The organism is Pseudomonas sp. S06B 330 (genome assembly GCF_002845275.2).
GTDB lineage: Bacteria > Pseudomonadota > Gammaproteobacteria > Pseudomonadales > Pseudomonadaceae > Aquipseudomonas.
This window is the reverse complement of record NZ_CP088149.1, coordinates 2,602,938-2,621,731: the sequence shown is the minus strand read 5'-3', so window position 1 is coordinate 2,621,731 and position 18,794 is coordinate 2,602,938. Positions and strand designations below refer to the sequence as shown.

Here is an 18,794-nt window from a genome sequence, read left to right as displayed (position 1 = left end):
GCCCACTAATAGTATTTTGCCTCTACCGAGCCGCGCGGGTCGAGCATGTGGGGATGAAAGCGTGGTGGAGCAGGTATTGCACGCGCTTGGTCATGATCTTTTCACCCAGTCTGGGTGAACCGGTAATGTCTTCTTGCAATTGCCCGGGGGAAACCTTCCCCATTTTTGGGCTCCCATATCGGGGAAAGGTTCAGCCCTGCGATGCCCCGCGGGCCACACGGAAACTCAACCGCACGCAGGTGCCCCGGCCTTCGCGACTGCTCATGCGCACGCTGCCGCCGAAACGCTCCATAATGCGTTTGACCAGCACAAGCCCTACCCCCAGACCACCCTGCTTGGTGGTGTAGAACGGCCGAAAGGCCATGCGCTGTTGCTCCTCGGTCATGCCTTTGCCACTGTCACACAGGCGCAAGGTCAGGGTTTTACGGTTGTGCTGAACCTGTTCAATGCGCAAGGTCCCGCCTTCACTCATGGCTTCTACGGCATTGGCAATCAGGCTGTGGAAAATTTGCCCGAGCAAGCTCGGTTGGCTGAGCACCCGAACATTGCTCAGGGCATCGAGTTGAACCTCGATGCCCTGGCGTTTGAGCTGCAGGGTGAAGGCCTGCAGGCTGTCCTGTAACACCCGCTCCAGCTCCACCGCTTGGACCTCATCATTGAGCGGACGCAATGATTGCAATAGCTCCCGCACCCAGTGCGACATACGATCGACCTGGCTGATAATGTCGCCGATGTTCTTCTGCGCCGGCCCCTCCTCGATCTCCTGAGCCAGCTCGGCACTGGAGCGAATGCTGGCCAGGGGGTTTCGCAAACTGTGCGCCACTGCCGAAGACATCTCCCCCAAGGCGACAAAGGTTTCGTTACTGATCAGCCGTTTCTGCTGCTGCTGCAGGTGGCGGTTGGCGCGGTACATCAACCAGTACAGCCCGCCATATACCAGGGTCGCGCCCAAGGCCACGGCCATCCAGATCATCAACAAGCCTTGTTCGATGCGCACAATCAGGTCACGCGGTTCCTTGTAGATCTCAACCATCGCCGTGACGTTGACCCCCTCGGCATCGAACAACGGAATGTAGTTCTCGATAAACAAATGCTCAGGTGGGCTGATGAACTTCTGTTCACTGCGCGCCTGATCGACATTGTGGTAACTGGCCGAGACTCGCACCTTGTTATCGAAGGCGCGGTCAAGGTCATCATCAGACTCAATCATGCGCCCAACCAGCGCCGGGTTGCTCGACCAGATCACCATACGGTCCGGGGCATAGATATTGGCCAACAGCATGTCTGGCAAATGGGCGATATGATCGAGGAACTCGCCACGGGCATCGCGTCGCGCCTGCGGATTGATCTCGGGGTAGCTCTGATCCAGGCGCGGATCAAGTAACTCCCCCATGGTACGGACATTGGGAATCGACACATGCCGCACTTCCGCCAGGGCAATCGACTGGATGAACTGCGCGGTGAGCAGCGCGTCACGCTCGACACTTTCATTGATCACGAAACGGCTGGAAATCAGTCCGAGTCCGACAGCTACCGAAAGGATGATTGCCAGGCTGACAAAGGCGTACCAGCGCAGCAGGTTGAACGGCCGCTTGGCCGGCGTTTCACCGCGTTCGGATTCTTCACTAACGGGCAAATCCAGGCGTGACTGCAGGCCCATGGCAAACTCCCGAAGATGGCTTCTTAGGTTATAGCCCAGTTACCTTCGATTGCCCCGCAGGCTTGCCCCAATTGCCCCCAACCCTGGGTCATCGGCCCCGCCAGGGCTTGCCTCGTTATGCACCGAAATCCCCCTGCAAACCTTGCCCTACAAGGCTTTTGCCAAATTGGTATGGAAGTTGCCAAACCTTGTGCAGACGACCCAAGCCCATGGGCCCGATTGCAAGAGGGAAGACTCATGCACCGTCCAACGCCACACCCACTGGCTTTGCTGGTCCTGGCCAGCTTGACCCAGGCAACGGCCCAGGCCGCGCTTTACGATGTAGATCCTGGCCCCTACACACCGGAAACCGGCGGGTTCGCCGCCTGGTATCAGGATACTCATGGTCGGGTCCTTGACCTGTGCCTTTCGAAAGCGGTCAGTTCACGGGTGGCGGGTGCGCCGGGAGCCCCCTCGTACATGTGTACGCTGTTGCCGGCACCTGGCGTGTTCGATGACACCAAGCCGGTCAGCTTTCCCACCAACTACCCCGACGAAACCTTCTGGTTCACGGCCGATGCTGCAATTGTCGACGCCGCCCGCGGTATCGACCTGAGCTACGGCACCGCCATCGAGGCGGCCTTTGCCGCCGAAGAGGTGGTCGAAGGCGACCAAGTCAGTTTCGCCCGGGTGCGTATCCGTGTCGATGTGCCAACGGCCGGCACCTACATCGTCACCCACCCCTATGGCGTGGAAGTGTTCGATGTACCGGTGGCCGGACGGCGGGCGATCAACATGACCCGCGACATCGGCATCGGCGGACAGAAAACCTACACCGGCGCGCTTAAAGGTGATGTCGGCCCGTTCCTGCGCGGCGTCGGTGGCCCCTACACCGAGACCAACCCTCAAACCGGCGCTAGCGAACGCTACATCGGCGACCCGAACCTCAATGAAGCCGTCACTGGCAGCCCGTTCAACACCAACTTCGTGCGCATCGAAGGCCCCAATGGCCTCGACCTGCGCACCACACTGTTCTCGGTGTCCGGCAAACTCTCCGAAGTGGTACGGCCGACCCCTGTGATCGCTCAGCGCAGTACCTACTCACGCCACAGCGAAAATGGCGACCTGCGCGCCCAGCAGGATGTCTTCGTCCAGGCCCCACCGCCACCCGGCAGCGCCACCTTGATCAGCCAGACGCCAAACCTCAGCCTCACCGAAGCCAACAGCACCGGTGCCTGGTACGCGCAGTCGGCACTCAACCCGGCGCTGCCGCTGAACCTGCAGGTGAGCGCTGACAATAGCCTGGCCATCCCCAGCAGCACGCCAACCACCGTCACCCTGCCACTGACTGACCTGGTCGTGATCCAGCGTGCCGAGTTCAGCCTGGCCGGCGGGCAACTGACCCTGGTTGCCTCGACCAGTGACGAAACCAGCCCGCCGGTACTCACCGCCCACACCGGCAATGGCGCCCCGATCGGCACCCTCAGCGGCAACGGCGCGGTCAAGACGCTCACCACCGGGCTTTCGCCTATCCCGCCAGCCACGGTCACGGTGACCAGTGCCAACGGCGGTAGCGACAGCGAAGAAGTGGTGCTCGTGCCATGAATATCATCTCGCCACGTCCCGTAGCAGGAGGCAGCATGAACAATTGGCCACGCCTGGCGCTCTGCGCAGCTGGGCTTTCCCTGACGCTGACCGGCACTGCCTGGGCCGGCCTCAAAGCGGTCGATCCGGGCCCCTACACCCTGGCCACCGGGCGTTACCCGATGTGGTACCAGGACCACAACGACCTGTCGATGGAGCTGTGCCAATCAAGAGCGGCAAGCTCACGGGTACCGGTTTCAGTGCCACCGGCCTACATGTGCACCTTGCTGCCCGAGCCTGGCATTTACGATGACGCCCTGCCCTTGGTGTTCCCTGACAACTGGCCTCCAGAAATGTTCTGGTACCTGGCAGAAACCTCAATACCGGCCGTGGGCAACAGCGGCTATGAACTGGACGTGTATGTCGCTGGTATCGAAGCGGCGTTTGCCAGTGAAAACCCGGTTGATGGCGACCAACAGAGCTTTGCCCGCATCCGTATCCGCGTCTCGGTGCCGCAAGCCGGCACCTACGTCATCACCCACCCATATGGCGTCGAGACGGTCAACGTCACCACGCCAGGGCGGCGGGCGATCAACATCACTCGCGACATCGGCATCGGCGCACCCGGCAATTTCAGCGGCGTCCTCAACGGCGCGATTGGCCCCTTCCTGCGCGGTGTCGGTGGCCCCTACACCGAGATCAACCCGGATACCGGTGCCAGCGAAACCTATATCGGCGACCCGAACCTGACCGAACAAGTCGTTGGCAGCCCATTCAATACCAACTTCATCCGTATCCAAGGCCCGGCCGGAACCATTGAGACCAACCGCTTTACTGTTTCGGGCAAAGTCCTCGATCCACGCGAGCAAATCGCCGCAGAGCTTGAGCGTGCCAGCTACCGTCGTACTGCTGCAGGCACTCGCGTCGAGGTGTTCGCCAAGGCCCCGAACAGCGCCACCTTGTGCTTTCGTGAAACCCTGGCGCTGGTGCCCGGCACCCCACCTTCACCCTGCCAGTTCAGTTTGCTGGCCGACAACAACGGGCTGTTCTTCGCCGAACACCTGAGCAATGCCGCGCCACCGCCGATCATCGTCGTAACGGCGACCGATCCGACCGGTGCCACCCGCCCCACCGCGCTGTCACGCAAACTCAGCGATGTGGTCAAGGTCACCACCGCGCGCTATGACTGGGTCAACAAACGCCTGCGGATCGAAGCCAGCTCCAGTGATGAGGTACAGGTGCCCGACCTGGTCGCCCAGGGCTATGGCCGCCTGTCCAAGGCCGGCACCCTGCAAAGCCTGACGGTCAATGATGTGGCCCAGCCTCCGGCTACGGTCACCATCAAGTCCGCCGCCGGAGGCAGTGATACCGAAGCCGTTGTGGTGGTCGGCAATGCGCCGGTCGAAGCCGAAAACCAAGTGCCACTGACCCAATCGGACCTGGGTAGCACCAGCTTTGGTGTTCCCGTGAGCCTGAACCTGCTGGCTAACGACAGTGACCCGGACAACAACGTGCCGCTGAGCATCGTTGACCTCACCCAACCCGCCCCAGACCAAGGCACGGTCGCCCTCAGTGGTAGCACTGCGGTGATCTACACCCCACCTGCGGTGGTCAATGCCCCCATGGCCGCCACCTTCACCTACCGTGCTCAGGACAACAAAGGACTGAAGTCGGCGGTGACCACAGTGACCATCAACGTCGCCCCGAACCAGGTACCGACGGCCGTCAACGACACTGCGACAACCCTGGGTGTCGCCCTGCCGATCAACGTCCTGCTCAACGACTCCGATCCGGAAGGCAACGTTCCTCTGGCAGTCGCCAGTGTGACCCAGCCCGTCGACGGCCGTGGCACAGTGAGCACCGACGGCAATCAAGTCACCTACACCCCACCGGCCACCATTACAGCGGCCTTCACCACCACCTTCACCTACATCGCCCGCGACAGCCTCGGCGCCTTGTCAGCACCGGCCACGGTCACCGTGCAGGTCTCGCCACGGCCGGCGGCAGAAACCTTTACCGTCACTGCCGCAACGGTCACCGCGCGCTCCAACAACCGCTACAACTGGGACCTCTCCGGCACCTCGTCGGTGACCACCGGCAACACCATCACCGTGCAGGTCACCACCCCGAGCGGGCTGGTCACCCTGGGCAGCACCGCTGTACCGCTGACCGGACGCTGGCGGCTGACGGTGAGCAACAGCACCACGGTAATCCCGACAGCAGCACCGTCGGCGACCATCCGCAGTAGCCAGGGCACCGTCCGTACCGTGCCAGTGACCGTGCAGTAGAACCCGGGAGAGATGACCATGGCGCGCCTGACCACCTTGCTGCTTTGCCTGACCTTGATCGGTCAGGCCGCCCTGGCCGACGACCTGATGGATAACGCCGATCTGGGCCCCGATCGGGACTTGGGCGAACCGCTGTCGATGCAACCGCTGCCAGTCAGCGCCGGGCAACAGGCGCAGGTCGAACAGAACGGCCAAGCCAACCGCGCCGCCATCGGCCAGGACGGTCAGGCCCTGTTGGGCCGCATCGTTCAAGCGGGCGGCGCGCAGGAGGCGTACATCCTGCAGCAAGGCAATGACCTGATGGCCACCATCCACCAACAAGGCTATGGCAACAGCGCCTCGATCGCTCAGAGCGGCAGCAATAACCGCGCGAACATCGAGCAATACGGCAACAGCAACAGCGCCAGCATCGTCCAGGCCGGCTCGGGACTGCAAAGTTCCGTGGTCCAGGCCGGTAACGGTCAGCGTGTGCAGGTCAACCAATACCGTTAAAACCTGGAGGCACCACCATGTTCAAGCTCGCTCCCATAAGCGCCGCCATTGTGCTGGCCCTTGCCGGTCAGGTGATGGCCGATGACAGCCAGTCAACCCAGAACCAGTCCGGTACCGAGAACATCGCCGAGGTCAAGCAAACCGCTGCTGCCTTCAGCACCACCAACCAGAACCAGACCGGCACGGGCAACAACCACGCTGCCTTCCAGCAAGGTGGCAACAGCCAGATCCAACAGGATGCGGTGGGTGACTACAACGCCGGTTACGCCGAGCAATTGTTCGAAATGGGCAGCAAGATAAACCAGCAAACCGCCGGTGCCCTGAACAACACCCACGCCAGCCAGTCGCTGGGCACCGAGAACCAGTCCCAGCAAACCCAGGAAGGCTCGGGGAACTTCTCGTTCGTTTATCAGGACAGCCAGACCGGCAGCCAGGGCACCACCCTGCAATATGGCAACGAAAACCGCGCTTACGTTGAGCAGCTCAACAGCGGCGCGGCCAACAATGCCCTGAGCATCCAGACCGGTACCGACAACTACAGCGCCGCCGAACACATCAGTCACAACGACGGCCAGATCGGCATCTATCAGACCGGTGAAAGCAACTGGGCCTATGGCGACCAGCGCGAGGGCCAAGGTGGCGTCGTCACCATTACCCAGAGCGGCACCGGTAACTCTACCGAGGTCTGGCAGGACACCCAGGCGGGCAGCCAAGCGACAGTGACCCAATTTGGTTCGACCAACGAGGGTGTCATCGACCAGAGCTTTGGCGAGAGCAACCTGGCCATCCTCTACCAGGCTGGCGACCTCAACGCGGCCTATGCCGATCAATACGAGTCAGTGGGTTCGCTTTCGACGTTGACGCAGTCAGGCTCCGGTAACGTCAGCTTTACCTACCAGAGTGGCGAGAATCATGTGCTGGAGGTCAATTCCAACGGTATCGGTAACAAGGTCCTGGCCAGTAATTGGAAGGGCGACAAGACCGGTGGCCAGTTCGGCAACAGCCAACGCGCCGAGATCAATCAGAACGGCAGTAACAACAGCGCCAACTTCACCCAGGACGGTGTGGCTCAACTGACGCGGCTGAATCAGAACGGTGACGGCAACACCGCTGAAATGGCTCAAGTCGACAGCAACAACGAGCTGTACTTCGAACAGAACGGCAGTGACAACCTGTTGATCGCGGATCAGCGTGGGACCAACAACTACGCCACCGGTACCAGTACCGGTGAGACCAACAGCATCAAGCTGGAGCAATCCGGCAGTGGCAACCAGAGCTCTACCTGGCAGCTGTATGGCGACAATAACAGCGCCACGATCAAGCAGACCGACGGGGTCAATGTGGCCTACGTGACCCAAGGGGGTTCCTATAACCAGGCAATGGTTGATCAGAGCGGCGCAAGCATGACCGCAACGGTTCAACAGTTTGGGGCAGGTAACCAGGCTACGGTGTTGCAGCAGTAATTTGTGCTTGGCGTTTCTCTCTCCGTTTTGGCCGTGACTACCGATGGGGGTAGTTGCGGTCTTTTTTCCCTGCCTAATATTTTATTTCTCCCCTACCCCCTTTACATGCAAATGCTAATCCTTATCATTCTCGACGCCGTGAGCAAGACCTGCCGATGTAGCCCCTTGCCCACCCCTAGTCCCAGGAGAAATTTGACATGGCGTCGTGCTTCAACCTCAGCCCCCTGAGTATTGCCTTGCTGGCAACACTGGGCTCCGCCAGCCTCACCGCTGCTCCCCTGCAACTGCAACCCGATGAAATCCAGATCCAGCCCACCGACCTGCCTGTCGATGGCACTCGCCAGGCGATCGAACTGGAAGACACCCGAGTACTGGGCACCGCCGAGGAAGAACTCAAACAAGCCCCCGGCGTCTCCATCATCACCGCCGAAGACATCAAAAGACGCCCCCCCGTCAACGACCTGTCCGACATCATCCGCCGAGAACCCGGCGTCAACCTCACCGGCAACAGCAGCAGCGGTGCTCGCGGCAACAACCGCCAGATCGACCTGCGCGGCATGGGCCCGGAAAACACCCTGGTCCTCATCGACGGTAAACCCACCACCTCACGCAACGCCGTGCGCTATGGCTGGAGTGGTGACCGTGACACCCGCGGCGAAACCAACTGGGTACCGGCCGAAGAAGTCGAACGCATCGAAATCCTTCGCGGCCCCGCTGCTGCGCGATACGGCTCCGGTGCCATGGGCGGAGTGGTGAACATCATCACCAAACGCCCCACCCAGCAACTCAAAGGCTCCATGACCCTGTACAGCGTGTTCCCCGAAGACGATGCCGAAGGCATGGGCAAGCGCGCCAATTTCAGCCTCAGTGGCCCAATCACCGACGATCTGATTTTTCGCGTCTATGGCAGCCTGAACAAGACCGATGCCGATGACATGAAAATCAACAGCGGCCATCAAGCCTATGAAGAATCGTTGATGGCCGGCCGTGAGGGCGTGCGCAACAAAGACATCAGCGGTTTACTGAGCTGGAAGATCAACCCGGCCAACACCCTGGACCTGGAGTCCAGCTACAGCCGCCAGGGCAATATCTTTGCTGGCGACACCATGCTCAATGCCGGCGGCGAGTTTGTCGAAAGTCAGGTGGGCAAGGAAACCAACGTCATGCAGCGCTCCAGCTTCGCCGCCACCCACCGCGGCGACTATAGCTGGGGCAGCAGCATGGCCTCGCTGTCCTATGATTTGACCCGCAATAACCGTCTCAATGAAGGGCTGGCAGGCTGGGGTGAAGGCGCGCCTTCCGACGGGGCCGGGCGCTTCGAGTCACGCCTGCGCAATACCCGCGCCACCGGCGAAGTCAACTTGCCGCTCAGCATCGGTCTCGAACAGGTGCTGACCCTGGGCACTGAATACCTTTATGAATCGCTCAACGATCCGGGCTCTCTGCGCCCACAAAGCTACGACCCGGGCGCCGAACTGCCAGGCTTCGACCGTACTCAGACAAAAAGCACTGCCCACAGTTATGCGCTGTATGCCGAAGACAACATCGAGGTCGGCCCCAACACCATCATCACCCCAGGCCTGCGTTTCGATGATCACCAGGATTTCGGCAGCAATTGGAGCCCGAGTCTTAACGCTTCGCACCAGATCACCGAGGCGCTCAGCGTCAAAGGCGGTATCGCCCGCGCCTACAAGACGCCAAACCTGTATCAGGCCAACCCCAATTACCTGCTCTACAGCCGCGGCGGTGGTTGCAATTCCAGCGAGGTCAACAACGGCGGCTGCTACCTGTTAGGCAACGCCGATCTGGACCCGGAAACCAGCATCAACAAGGAACTGGGCCTGGCGTATGACAAGGGCACCTGGCGCACCAGTGCCACCTATTTTCGCAACGACTACAAAAACAAGATCGAGGCGGGTAACCAGACGGTTTTCCGCCTCCCCAATGGTCGGCGCATCCTGCGCTGGGAGAACACCGGAAAGGCGGTGGTACAAGGCGTCGAGGGCAACCTGTTCATCGCCCTCACACCACGCCTGGACTGGAATACCAACTTCACTTACATGATCGAGTCAGAGGACAAGCAAACCGGCGAGCCGCTTAGCATCATTCCCGAGTACACGGTCAACTCCACCCTGGATTGGAACGCTACCGAAAAACTGTCGTTCCAGCTCAACGGCACCTACTACGGCAAGCAGGAGTCCCCCAGCTACAACGCCCGCGCCAACGAAGCGCTGGCCCCCAACGTACGCAAGGACGTAGACCCCTACGGGCTGATGGGCATCAGCAGCGGGTATGAATTCAACAAGCACCTGAGTGTACGCGTCGGGGTCAATAACCTGTTCGATAAGCGCCTTTACCGTGAAGGCAACTCTGACGAAGCCGGGGCGTTAACCTACAACGAAGCCGGACGCGCCTACTACGCTTCCTTCACTACTTCGTTCTAAAAACCTACAGCGGGTCGCGCTCTATTAAGGCGATCCGCCCAATCTCAGCAAGACAAAAACCGATCAGCCGTAGGAATTTCCCTCAAACGTAGCCGATAAACTCAACACGCTTCTCCTCCTCGTACTATCGTTCCCTGATTCGACGTATCGTTGGCGACCTTCCGGCCTTAGCCAGAGTCGCCCTCCTGAATGATTCGGGAATTTGCTTACATACTCGACAAGGAGCAGAACATTGACCACTGTGTTGATCGTTGACGACCATTCCACCGTGCGCTTTGCCGTGCGCCTGTTGCTTGAGCGCGCAGACTTCACCGTTGTCGGGGAAGCGCACGACGGAGAGATCGCCTGGCAACTGGCTCGGGAGCTGCGCCCGGACGTGGTGATTCTCGACATCGGCCTGCCAGGCATTGATGGCCTGAGTGTGTTGAGACGCCTGCAAGGGCTCGAACCTGTGCCACCACGCATTCTGGTGCTCACCGGCCAACCTCCCGAACTGTTTGCCCGTCGTTGCCTGGATGGCGGCGCCTCGGCGTTTGTGCGAAAAGACGAAGACCTGAGAACCTTGGTCTCCGCGCTGAAAGCCATGATAAAGGGCTATTCGATTTTTCCTGAGCTAACGACACAGCATGGGCCACTGCTCAGCGAGCAACAGCGACTGGATAAACTCTCCGATCAGGAGCTGGCGGTGCTGCGGCTGCTGGCAGAGGGGCAATCGAACAACGACATTGCCGAACACCTGCACTTGAGCCCCAAAACAGTCAGTACCTATAAGACCCGGATTCTGGAGAAGCTGGAGCTCGGTTCGTTTGCGGCACTGCTCGATTTGTGCCGTCGTCATTCGATCTGATCCGGTCATGAAGCTGCTCAAGTGTATATTGCTTGGTTGCCTGCTGAGCCTTCAGACGTTTCACGTCGGGGCGATAGACGTGGGCGAACCTCGCCAGCTCCTGGCCCGCTCCATCAGTAGCAGTACAGCGCTGGCGCTACCGGCCGAGGACAAGCTGTGGCTCAAGAACAAGCATCACTTGCTACTCGGCACGACCGCGCCGGACTATCCACCGTTTGATATCAACGTCAGTAATAGTGACTACGAGGGCCTGACCGCCGACTATGCCGGGCTGATCAGTGAGCTGTTGGGCATCCCGGTCAAGGTCCGCCGTTTTACTGACCGGGCTCAAGCCATTGCTGCATTGCATGCCGGCAAGATCGATTTGCTAGGCAGTTCCAATGCCTTCGAAGCCGCTGACGCGCAACTGGTGCTCAGCCACCCTTACACCGACGATCAACCGGTCATTGCGATCGCTTCAGGAACATCCCTGGGGCATAGCGAAAGGCTCGAAGGGCTGCGTTTGGCCATGGTCGACCATTATCTGCCGCAGACCTTGGTAACGACCCTCTACCCACAGGCAAAGCTGCAATTGTACAGCTCCAATTTGGCCGGTCTCTCGGCGGTGGCGCTGGGCCAGGCTGATGCCTTTCTCGGCGATGCCGTCAGCAGCGACTACCTGATCACACGCATCTACCTGGGCAGTGTGCAGGTCGATCACTTCATCAAGAATCTACGCGGCGCCTTCGCCTTTGCTGTGTCACGCAACAACCCAACCCTGCTGCGCCTGGTCGATCAGGCGCTGGATCGCATCGGTGACAATGACCGCCTGAATATTCTACGTCGCTGGACCAGCGGCAGCACCCGCGTGCTGCTCAATCGCAACAGTGTCAATCTGAGCGCTGCTGAGCAGGCCTGGATCGAACAACACCCACGGCTGCGTGTGGCAATAAACAAATACTTCGCACCGCTGACCTTCTTTGATGAAGACCATCAGTTTCGTGGCATCACGGCCGATATTCTTGATCAGATCAGTTTGCGTACCGGCCTGAAGTTCGACATTCATGTCGTCGATTCGGTGGCGCAAATAATCGAGCAACTTGAGCATGGCAACGTCGATATCGCCGCGGTGCTACCGCCTACCCCTAGGCGCGAACCAACCTTGCACTTCAGTCGCCCCTACCTGATCACCCCGCGAGTATTGGTGACTCGTACCGATAACCACACCCTGCGCAGTACCGAGCAACTCAAGGGCAAGCGCCTGGCCTTGATCCGTGATTTTTTTCCATCTGAGGCCGACCTGCGTTTGCGCTACCCCGACACTACGCTGGTAGAAGTCGATGATCCTCTGTCGCTGATGGAGTATGTAGCGCAAGGCAAGGTTGATGCCGCGTTGAGCTCGCAGATCAATGCCGCCTATTTTATCAGCCACCTGTTCAAGGACAAATTGCAGATCGCCTCGATCTATGGCGACCAACCCGGTATTGCCTCCTTCGCCGTAGCCCGCAACGCCACGTTGCTGCAATCAATCCTGGACAAAGCCTTACTCAGTATCCCGCCCGATGATATGACCGAAGTGACGGGCCGCTGGCGAACCAACGCCTTGATCAGTGACAGTCTCTGGTACAACTACCGCGGGCTGATCATGCAAATTCTGCTTGGTGCTGGGGCGTTGATCGTCGCCGTGATTATCTGGAACCGCTACCTGCGTGAGCTGATTCGCCAACGCAGTGAAGCCGAGCAGGCCCTACAAACAGAACTGAATTTTAGCAAGCGCTTGCTTGAAGAGCTGCGTCTGGCCAAAGACCAGGCCGAAGACGCCAGTCGTGCAAAAAGCACCTTTCTGGCAACCATGAGCCACGAAATCCGTACCCCCATGAACGCCGTCATCGGCTTGCTCGAACTAGCCATTGACGATGCCCAGCAAGGCCGTGTTGACCGCACCTCCCTGCAGGTAGCGTTTGAATCGGCCAATGGCCTGCTGGAGCTGATCGGCGACATTCTGGACATCGCCCGCATCGAATCCGGGCACATGACCCTTGCGCCACAACCGACGAACCTTAATGCCCTGATCACTGCCATCGTGCGCGTGTTTGAAGGCAGTGCCCGGCTCAAGGGGCTGAGGCTGGACGTGGCGCTACCCGCCACTGAACGTTGGGTGGTGGTCGATGCACTGCGTCTGAAACAGATTCTCTCGAATCTGTTGAGCAATGCGATCAAATTCACCGAGCAAGGCCGTGTCAACGTCAGCCTGCGCGTCGACGACAGTCAGCCAAGCCAACTGCAGATTTTACTCAGCGTCGAAGACAGCGGCGTCGGCATCAGCGTCGAAGACCAGCAACGTCTGTTCCAACCCTTTGCCCAGGTCGGCCCCCACGCTCCCCGCCAGGGCACTGGCCTGGGTCTGGTAATCAGCCGAACCCTGTGTGAACTCATGGGGGGGCAGTTGCACCTGCAGAGCGCTCCAAATCAAGGTACACAGGCCCATATCGCGCTGACCTTACCCATGGCCGAACCCTCAACCGAGCTCGACATCACGCCAGAGCCGCCAGGCAGCCGCATGCCAACGCAGTCCATTCTGGTGGTGGATGACTACCCCGCTAACCTGATGCTGCTCGAACGCCAATTGACGATGCTTGGCCATCGGGTCAGCCAGGCCAGCGATGGGCAACAGGCCCTTGCCGTGTGGCAGGAAAGCCATTTTGACGCGGTCATCACCGATTGCCATATGCCCGGTATGGACGGCCATCAGTTGGCGCGTCAGATCCGTGCCCAGGAGCGTCAGCTGCAGCGACCGGCCTGCCTGATTCTCGGGCTGACCGCCAATGCCCAGGCTCAGGAGCGCGAGCGTTGCCTGGCCAGTGGCATGAACGAGTGCCTGTTCAAGCCCATTGGCCTTGCTGAATTGCGTCATCATTTGCAGGCCAAGGGCACCCCGCCCCCTGAATTGCAGGCAGCCATGGACCAGAGCCACGCCAGTGGCTTCGACATCGACAACCTCAGGTATTTAACCTTGGGCGACCCCGACCTGGTCCGCCGTTTACTCACCGAACTGGCGCGCAGCAACGCAGAAGACCTCAAGGCCCTGCGTGACCTCGGTCCGCACCCTTCGCGCACTAGCGTGCGCGCCCTGGCCCACCGTATCAAGGGCGGGGCCAAGATGCTCAAGGCGCGCGCAGTGGTAGGTCATTGCCAAGCCCTCGAGCAAGCCTGCCTAGGCGATGCCTCGAACGATCAGCTCAAGGCATTGTTAGACACTCTGGAACAGAGCTTGCTGACCCTCAAAACACAGTTAACCCAACAGCACTTGCTGTAGCCGCTGCCGCCAGGCTGCGGCTACGTGAGAAGTCGATGCATTCAATGCAATTGCAAGGTCGAGTTGATCTGGCTGATGGCATCGACCACATGCTGGGAGCCCTGCTGAATTTCCAGGATCACCTCCCCCGCTTCGTTGGCCAGTTCCACACCAATGCCGGTGCGGCTCAGGCTTGACTGCATGCTGGCCACTGCCGTCAACGACAGGTCGTGGTTCTGGCGCACCACCTCGACGATTTCCAGGGTTGCCTTGCTGGTACGCGCGGCCAGGTTCCGTACCTCATCGGCCACCACGGCAAAACCGCGTCCGTGTTCACCGGCACGCGCCGCTTCAATGGCGGCGTTCAGCGCCAGCAGGTTGGTCTGGTCGGCAATTCCACGAATCGTCTGCACAATCTGTCCGATCAGTTCCGACTGTTTACTCACTGCGTCGATACTGCGCGCGGCAGCATTGAGGTTCAGGGAAATTTCCTCGATCACCTGCACCGTCTGTTGCACCACCTGAGAGCCTTTACGTGCGCAGGCATCATTCTGCACCGAAGTGGCATGAGCCGCCTCAGCGGCCGTTTGCTGAGTGCTGACCTGAGAGGTGATGTCACTGGCGAACTTGACCACCTTGTACAGGCGCCCGCGGGTGTCGAATATTGGGTTGTAGGACGCCTCGAGGTAAACCATCTGCCCCAGTTTGTTGACCCGCTCGAAGCGATGGCAATGGTACTCGCCGCGATTGAGCGAGGCCCAAAACGCCTTGTAGGCCGCTGATTCGCTTTCGCTCCTATGGCAGAACAGGCTGTGGTGCTGGCCGACAATCTCTTCATGACGGTAGCGCATGGTGTCGAGAAAGTTCTGGTTGGCCTTGATCACCTTGCCCTCAGGGGTGAACTCGATCATCGCCATGGAGCGGCTGATGGCATTGATCAGGCTTTCGCTCTCATGTTCGTCCTTGACCCGCCGGGTGATGTCAGACGCCACTTTGATCACGCTGGTGACTTGCTGCTGGGGCCCGAACACCGGCATGTAGCTGGCTTCCAGCCAGAGCTCACGACCTTGGTTATCAATTCGGGCAAACGTACCACTCTGTGGCTCACCGCGGGCCAGATCTCGCCACAAGCGCCGATAATCGTCGCTGTTGGCGTACCCTTGTTCACAGAAAATCCGGTGGTGCTTGCCGCGAATCTGCTCAAGGCTGTAGCCCATGGCCTTGCAGAAGTTGTCGTTGGCTTCAAGAATGATCCCGTCCGGGCTGAACTCGATCATCGCCATGGATCGGCTGATGGCGGCCAGTTTGGCATTGATCCCGGCTAAAACTCGGGTGCACTGCTCGATTTCGGCCAGATCGGACTTACGATGAAAATCAAACATCGAACCACCCTCCATGCTCAGGATTTGCTGAGCATAGATAAACAATGGCGCCGTGCAAGCACACTGACATCACTCCACCCAACGCGAGTGGGAGGCCACTGTTCAACTGCTTTCGCGCACCACCAGCTCAAAGCCCAGGTCCTGGTTGTGCGGGGTGCTGCGCTTGCCATCGAGAAGGCCGAGCAATGCCTGCGCGGCGCAACGACCAATGGCGGCCCGTGGCGTGCGTATCGAGGTCAGGCGCGGGACCATGTGCGCCGACGCCGGTAGATCGTTGAAACCGACGATAGCGACCTGCTGCGGTACCTGGATCCCTAATCGCAGCGCTTCGAGAACAGCGCCCTGAGCCAAGTCGTCGTTACAGAAGAAGATGCCATCGACATCCCCATGCTGAGCCAGCAACTGCGCGAACAACTCTCCGCCCAAACCGATGGACGACGGTTGTGGTGACAACACTTGCAATTCAGGGGCAAAACGGCCTGCTTCGACCAGTGCCTGACGAAAGCCATCAGCCCGCTGCATCACCCGCGGGTCAAGTTGCGCGGCGATAAAGGCCAGGCGCTGGCAACCGCGATCAAGCAGATGGCGTGCCGCCGCCGCACCGGCCTGCTGCTGGGAAAAGCCCACCGACATGCCCTGCTCCGGGTTACCCAACTCCATCATATGCACGCACGGCACACCACTGGCGCTGAGCATCTGCTTGGCTGCCTCGCTGCGGTCAAAACCGGTCAGCAATATGCCGCGAGGCTGATAGGCCAAATAATTGCGAATCAGGTTCTCTTCTTCGGCGATATCGTAGTGATAGTTACCAATCAGTACTTCAAGACCGCGCGGCCGCATCACTTCATGGACAGCTTCCAAGGTCTCGATGAACAACTGGTTGGACAGCGACGGAATCAGCACCACGATCGACTCGCTCTGCGCCGATGCCAGCGCCCGAGCGGCCGGGTTGGCAACATAACCGAGCGTAGTGGCGGCCAGCTTGACCTTCTCGACCAGTTCCGGGGCAACCGTGCTGACCCCGCGCAAGGCCCGCGACGCAGTAATTGGGGAAACCCCGGAAAGCCTGGCAACTTCAGCCAGAGTGGGACGACCAGTAGTACGAGAGCCGATGCGGGTCATGGGGGAATTTATTTTCGACTTGCAAAGAATAGGGAACGGGCACTAAGGTAGCGCTGTCTCAGAACACAGGCAATGCAAAACTGCAGGTGACCTGAAATGAGCATCCACACTGCTGAATACAAGATCAATAACATTGGGGTAGGAAGCGCGCGAGCCTAACATTGACTTGGCTCAAGATAGCGCTATCTTGCCTTGCAGGAGGTACCGATATGAACCCACCCCTATCGGCAATCGTGGTAATGGGCGTAGCTGGCTGCGGCAAAAGCTATGTCGGTGCTGCCATTGCAGGTTTGAGCGGCGGCCGCCTGATCGAAGGCGATGACTTCCACCCCGCTGCCAATATTCAAAAAATGAGCGCCGGCATTCCCCTGGACGATGACGACCGCGCCGGTTGGCTGATCCGTCTGGGTGAAGAGTTGCAGGCCACCCTTAAGCACGGTGAGCGCCCCATCCTCACCTGTTCGGCGTTGAAAAAGCGCTACCGCGACGCCTTGCGTCATGCCGTGCCGGACCTGGGTTTCGTCTTTCTCGACCTGACCCCTGAAGAAGCCAGCCGCCGGGTGCTTGCCCGCCCTGGGCACTTCATGCCCGCCAGCCTGATCGCCAGTCAGTTCGCCGCCCTCGAACGCCCCAATGGCGAAGCCCTGACCCTGCCCCTGGATGCCACGCTGCCCGTGGATACCCTCGCCGTGCAGGTGGACCTGTGGCTAAAGCCCTGCGGTGAACCGGTGCTGGCGCGAACGGCCTGACCTGGCGGTTTTCCGGCTCACCAAAGATAGCGCTGTCTTTACCCGTAAATGCAGTCACAGCTCCGCCCACAACAAAGACAATATGAGGCACTGAACCATGTTCGGTTTGGCAACTGATACCTACCTGCTGCTTGATGCCGTAGTCACCATCATCGGTCTGGTGCTACTGATCACCCACTTTAAAGTCCATCCCTTCGTCGCGTTGACCCTGGCCGCCGGCTTTCTCGGCCTGACCTCGGGCATGCCGGTGGCCAAAGTAATGAAATCTTTCCAGGACGGCTTTGGTGGCGTGCTGGGCTTTGTTGGTATTGTCCTGGCCCTGGGCACCATGCTCGGCAAGCTGATGGCCGACTCCGGCGGTGCCGACCAGATCGCCCAGACCTTGATCCGCGCCTTTGGCAAAGAAAAAGTGCACTGGGCGATGATGTTCGCCGCTTTTCTGGTGGGGATTCCGCTGTTCTTCGAGATCGGCTTCGTCCTGCTGATCCCGCTGGTATTCATTGTCGCCCGGCGGTCCGGGGTATCACTGATCAAAATCGGTATTCCGCTGCTGGCCGGGCTTTCGGTGGTCCATGGTCTGGTGCCGCCGCATCCCGGACCGCTGCTGGCCATTGGTATCTTCAATGCCGACATCGGCAAGACCATCTTCTATGGCCTGATCGTCGCCCTGCCCACAGCGATCATTGCCGGCCCACTGTATGGCAACTTCATCTCCCGCTACATTCCAGGCTCGCCGTCGCAAGAGTTGATGGACCAGATCGCCCGTGAATCCGAACAGAAGAACCTGCCAAGCTTCAGCGTGACGCTGATCACCGTGCTGCTGCCGGTGTTTCTGATGCTGCTGAAAACCTTCGCCGATGTGGTGCTGCCAGCTGAACATATCGTGCGTCAATGGATGGACCTGATCGGCCACCCGATTACCGCCCTGCTCGCCGCCCTGTTACTGGCGTTCTATACCTTCGGTGCCGCACGCGGTTTCTCCCGTCAGCAGATCATGAAACTGCTCGACCAGAGCCTGGCACCCACCGCCGCTATCATTTTGATCGTCGGTGCCGGTGGTGGTTTCAAGCAGATGCTGGTGGATACTGGCGTCGGCAACGTCATCGGTCAAATGGCGGTACAAGCGCAAATCTCGCCGATCATGCTGGCTTGGCTGGTAGCGGCGGTAATTCGTATTGCCACAGGCTCAGCGACGGTGGCGACGATTACCGGGGCCGGGATTGTGGCACCGGTGATCGGCATGATGCCGGGGGTCAACCGTGAGTTGCTGGTATTGGCTACAGGTGCAGGCTCGTTGATCCTGTCTCACGTCAACGATGCCGGTTTCTGGCTGGTAAAACAGTACTTCAATATGACCGTGGCCGAGACCTTCAAGACCTGGAGCATGATGGAAACCATTCTTTCGGTGGTCGGCATCATCTTTATCATGCTGCTGTCGTTGGTAGTCTGAAGAAAAGCGTCACCGCCAGGCTCGACTCCCACACTCAACCTTGTGGGGGCCGGCCTTGTC

11 protein-coding genes and 2 pseudogenes are annotated in these 18,794 nt (G+C 59.7%); 9 read left to right on the top strand and 4 right to left on the bottom strand.

Features of this window, described 5'->3' with window-relative positions:
* Window positions 1–190 precede the first annotated feature (190 nt).
* Window positions 191–1,660 (bottom strand): sensor histidine kinase, encoded by a 1,470-nt coding sequence (locus tag CX511_RS11745; protein ID WP_101293325.1) that lies wholly within the window; start codon window positions 1,658–1,660, stop codon window positions 191–193.
* A 237-nt stretch (window positions 1,661–1,897) separates the two neighbouring features.
* Here CX511_RS11745 and CX511_RS11740 point away from each other — a divergent pair, with 237 nt between their 5' ends.
* From CX511_RS11740 to CX511_RS11710, 7 genes are all read left to right on the top strand, one after another.
* Complete coding sequence (locus tag CX511_RS11740; protein WP_045179826.1) at window positions 1,898–3,244, top strand: hypothetical protein; 1,347 nt, start codon at window positions 1,898–1,900, stop codon at window positions 3,242–3,244.
* A gap of 35 nt (window positions 3,245–3,279) precedes the next feature.
* The gene (locus CX511_RS11735; protein ID WP_101293326.1) at window positions 3,280–5,511 is read left to right on the top strand and encodes an Ig-like domain-containing protein; all 2,232 of its coding nucleotides are present in this window, start codon (window positions 3,280–3,282) and stop codon (window positions 5,509–5,511) included.
* Window positions 5,512–5,529: 18 nt separating this feature from the next.
* Complete coding sequence (locus tag CX511_RS11730) at window positions 5,530–6,003, top strand: curlin (RefSeq protein ID WP_045179822.1); 474 nt, start codon at window positions 5,530–5,532, stop codon at window positions 6,001–6,003.
* A gap of 17 nt (window positions 6,004–6,020) precedes the next feature.
* A complete protein-coding gene (locus CX511_RS11725) occupies window positions 6,021–7,466 on the top strand; it encodes a curlin (protein WP_045179820.1) in 1,446 nt (481 codons plus the stop codon).
* A 197-nt stretch (window positions 7,467–7,663) separates the two neighbouring features.
* Window positions 7,664–9,910 carry a FepA family TonB-dependent siderophore receptor gene (locus CX511_RS11720; RefSeq protein WP_045179819.1) on the top strand — a complete coding sequence of 749 codons (2,247 nt, stop codon included), beginning with the start codon at window positions 7,664–7,666 and terminating at the stop codon, window positions 9,908–9,910.
* 232 nt (window positions 9,911–10,142) lie between these two features.
* Window positions 10,143–10,757 carry a response regulator transcription factor gene (locus CX511_RS11715; protein ID WP_045179816.1) on the top strand — a complete coding sequence of 205 codons (615 nt, stop codon included), beginning with the start codon at window positions 10,143–10,145 and terminating at the stop codon, window positions 10,755–10,757.
* A 7-nt stretch (window positions 10,758–10,764) separates the two neighbouring features.
* A complete protein-coding gene (locus CX511_RS11710; protein WP_101293327.1) occupies window positions 10,765–14,052 on the top strand; it encodes a transporter substrate-binding domain-containing protein in 3,288 nt (1,095 codons plus the stop codon).
* Window positions 14,053–14,093: 41 nt separating this feature from the next.
* Here the strand turns inward: CX511_RS11710 and CX511_RS25675 are convergent.
* The 3 genes and pseudogenes from CX511_RS25675 to gntR form a co-directional block, all read right to left on the bottom strand.
* Window positions 14,094–14,522, bottom strand: a pseudogene (locus tag CX511_RS25675) (methyl-accepting chemotaxis protein); the annotation flags it as partial.
* Window positions 14,523–14,630: 108 nt separating this feature from the next.
* Window positions 14,631–15,308 (bottom strand): annotated as a pseudogene (locus tag CX511_RS25670) (PAS domain-containing protein); the annotation flags it as partial.
* Window positions 15,309–15,515: 207 nt separating this feature from the next.
* The gene (gene gntR / locus CX511_RS11700) at window positions 15,516–16,535 is read right to left on the bottom strand and encodes an HTH-type transcriptional regulator GntR (protein WP_045179810.1); all 1,020 of its coding nucleotides are present in this window, start codon (window positions 16,533–16,535) and stop codon (window positions 15,516–15,518) included.
* 209 nt (window positions 16,536–16,744) lie between these two features.
* Here gntR and CX511_RS11695 point away from each other — a divergent pair, with 209 nt between their 5' ends.
* Both CX511_RS11695 and CX511_RS11690 read left to right on the top strand, forming a co-directional pair.
* On the top strand, window positions 16,745–17,284 hold the full coding sequence (locus CX511_RS11695) for a gluconokinase (RefSeq protein ID WP_045179808.1): 540 nt from the start codon (window positions 16,745–16,747) through the stop codon (window positions 17,282–17,284).
* A gap of 97 nt (window positions 17,285–17,381) precedes the next feature.
* Window positions 17,382–18,734, top strand: coding sequence for a GntP family permease (locus CX511_RS11690; RefSeq protein ID WP_045179806.1), 1,353 nt, complete (start codon window positions 17,382–17,384; stop codon window positions 18,732–18,734).
* Window positions 18,735–18,794 lie beyond the last annotated feature (60 nt).